The following is a 2,439-nucleotide window of genomic DNA, read 5'->3' as shown; positions in this document are numbered from 1 at the left end:
CCGCGCCAACACGGCGCCGCACTTTTTCAATGCCAACGACTACAACCTGCTGGTACAGCTGGCCCTGGGCAATCAGGGCGTGGCGCTGGGCTGGCACCACCTGGTGGCGCCGCTGGTTGCCCAAGGGCTGCTGGTGAGGCCGGTGGAAGAGGAACTGGTACTCAAGGACACCTTCCATTTCCTGGCCTTCAATGAGGACAAGGAACATGAGTCCAGCTGCCGGCGGTTGCGTGACTGGTTGCTGGATGAGTTTCGGCCGTTGCTTGAATCTTTGCGCAGCCTTTGAACCCATAACCCCAGACACAACTTGTTATCAAACCCTCCCCGCCATTCGGCTGCTTTCCCACATCAACCCGAGCGCATCTGCTAAAAAAGCCTCCATGTCCACCCTCTTCCTCATCCACCTGCGCCGCCGCTGGCTTACCTGGCTGTGCGCCAGCCTGCTGGTCATCGGCCTGCCCACCAGTTGCGCGGTCCTGCAGTGCAAGGAACGCGAACTGGTGTTTCGCATCGAACCCGGCCAGGCCAGCTGGTTCCGCGGCCTGCCCAACGATGTGCAGGAACTCGACCTGCGCCCGCGCAGTTTCACTGACAACCAGAGCCTGCACGCCTGGTGGTAGCCGGCCAAACGCGCCAATGCCCCGGCCATCCTCTACCTGCACGGCGTGCGCTGGAACCTTACCGGCCAGTTGTTCCGTATCGAGCAGCTGCATGCCATGGGCTATTCGGTGCTGGCTGTGGATTACCGCGGCTTTGGCCAGAGCCGTGGCGGCCTGCCATCCGAAGCAACCGTCTACGAGGATGCACGCATCGCCTGGGAACGCTTCGCCCAGCTCCAGCCGGATGCCGGCAAGCGCCTGATCTTCGGCCATTCGCTGGGCGGCGCAGTGGCGGTGGAACTGGCCAGTGAGCTGGCGCGTGAGGCGCAAGAAAACGGTGCCAAGGCACCTGCACGCGGCCTGATCCTTGAATCCACTTTCACCTCATTGGGCGACGCCGCCGCTGCGGTCGCCAATACTTCACTCCCGGTACGCTGGTTGATGTCGCAAAAGTTCGACTCGCTGGACAAGATCAAGGATGTCGGCCTGCCGGTTTTGCTGGTACATGGGCTGGATGACCGCTTCGTGCCGCCGCGTTTCAGCCAGCAGCTGTTCGATGCCGCCCACCAGCCAAAAACGCTGTTGCTGGTGCCGGGGGCTACGCACAACAACAGCATGAGCCTGGCCGGTCAGCGCTACCGGCGTGCCATCCAGGCATTGCTCTGAAGTCACTGCACCGGCAAAAAGTTCATCAACAGCAGGCTTTGCGCGTAATTCAACCCGATCCGCCGATAGCGCTCATCCAGCAACTCGGCCAGCAAATCCAGCCGCGCGACGATTTTGCCGAACTCCACCGCAAAACTCAGGTTGCTGCCCTCCTCCGAAATCTCGTTGGAGAACAGCAACAGCACGCCATTGGCATCCTGCCGCTGGCTGAGCATCCACGTCGCCTTCTCGATATTGCGCGCCGCGTTGTTGATGAACAGCGGGTCAATGGTATCGGTCATGTAGAACTCGGTACGCCCACCGTGCGCGGTAATCAGCATGCTGCCGATGGCGTAGATGAAAGCACCGACGCGGTCACCGCGAAACTCCGGGCTCAGGGCGTAGCTCAAGGCCGCCAGGTCGCGGCGATTGCCCAATTGCGGCAAGGGTTGCCGCTGTTCGATGGCGATGCGGATCTGCCGCTCTGCGGTGGCGGCGTCGACGTAGCCAGACATCTTCCACTGGTTGGGGTTGCGCAGGTACAGCTTGTTCATCAGCAGGTACAGGCTTTGCAGGTTGTCGCGCATCGACAGCGTGGCCAGGCGGTCGACGCTGGTCTGGAACAGCTCGCTGGGCTTGCCGTTGCCGAACTGGCTGACGATGTCACGGCCTTGCTCGTGGGTGCAGGCGCCCAGGCATGTGAGGGCGCCTGCCAGCAACAGGCGCGGGAGGACGTTCAGGTAGCTTGCAACCATCGGCACCGGGTCGATATTCGGCGGCTGTACTGGGGATCAGAGCAGCCTGGCCAAGCATAGAGCCCGGAAATCGGAAAAAGTGCAGTGGTTGGGGATATTGGCAACCTGTGCTGGCCTGTTCAGACACACATTCCTTACATGGCGTGACGCAACAGCTCCACCACCTGCGCATGCAGCACCGGGTCGCCACAGGCCACCACACACCCGCCATTCTGCGCGCTGCTGCCATCCCAGGCAGTGATCACCCCACCCGCCGCTTCGATGATCGGCATCAATGCCTGCACGTCATACGGCTGCAGGCTGGCCTCGACGATCACGTCCACAAAGCCCGACGCCAACATGCAGTAGGCATAGCAATCGCCGCCATAACGCATCAGCCGTGCCTTGCCGGCCACGGCCTCGAACGCGGCCTTGCGCTCGGCGCTGTCGAACATGTCTGG

At 62.0% G+C, this 2,439-nt stretch carries 3 protein-coding genes and 1 pseudogene; 2 read left to right on the top strand and 2 right to left on the bottom strand.

The features are described 5' to 3' along the window. Both HP546_RS29185 and HP546_RS29180 read left to right on the top strand, forming a co-directional pair. Positions 1-286 (top strand): LysR substrate-binding domain-containing protein (locus tag HP546_RS29185; protein ID WP_256678568.1); only part of this gene is annotated, 286 nt, incomplete at its 5' end. A gap of 94 nt (positions 287-380) precedes the next feature. Beyond that, positions 381-1,265, top strand: a pseudogene (locus tag HP546_RS29180) (alpha/beta hydrolase). 2 nt (positions 1,266-1,267) lie between these two features. On the opposite strand, the gene HP546_RS29175 reads toward HP546_RS29180, so the two are convergent. Further along, complete coding sequence (locus HP546_RS29175) at positions 1,268-1,999, bottom strand: hypothetical protein (protein ID WP_172233025.1); 732 nt, start codon at positions 1,997-1,999, stop codon at positions 1,268-1,270. A gap of 134 nt (positions 2,000-2,133) precedes the next feature. Beyond that, the coding region (locus tag HP546_RS29170) for an inositol monophosphatase family protein (protein WP_306125961.1) at positions 2,134-2,439 on the bottom strand (306 nt) is incomplete at its 5' end.

This window comes from Pseudomonas sp. CM25 (genome assembly GCF_013179705.1).
Lineage (GTDB): Bacteria > Pseudomonadota > Gammaproteobacteria > Pseudomonadales > Pseudomonadaceae > Aquipseudomonas.
This window is presented reverse-complemented; position numbering and strand designations above follow the sequence as displayed.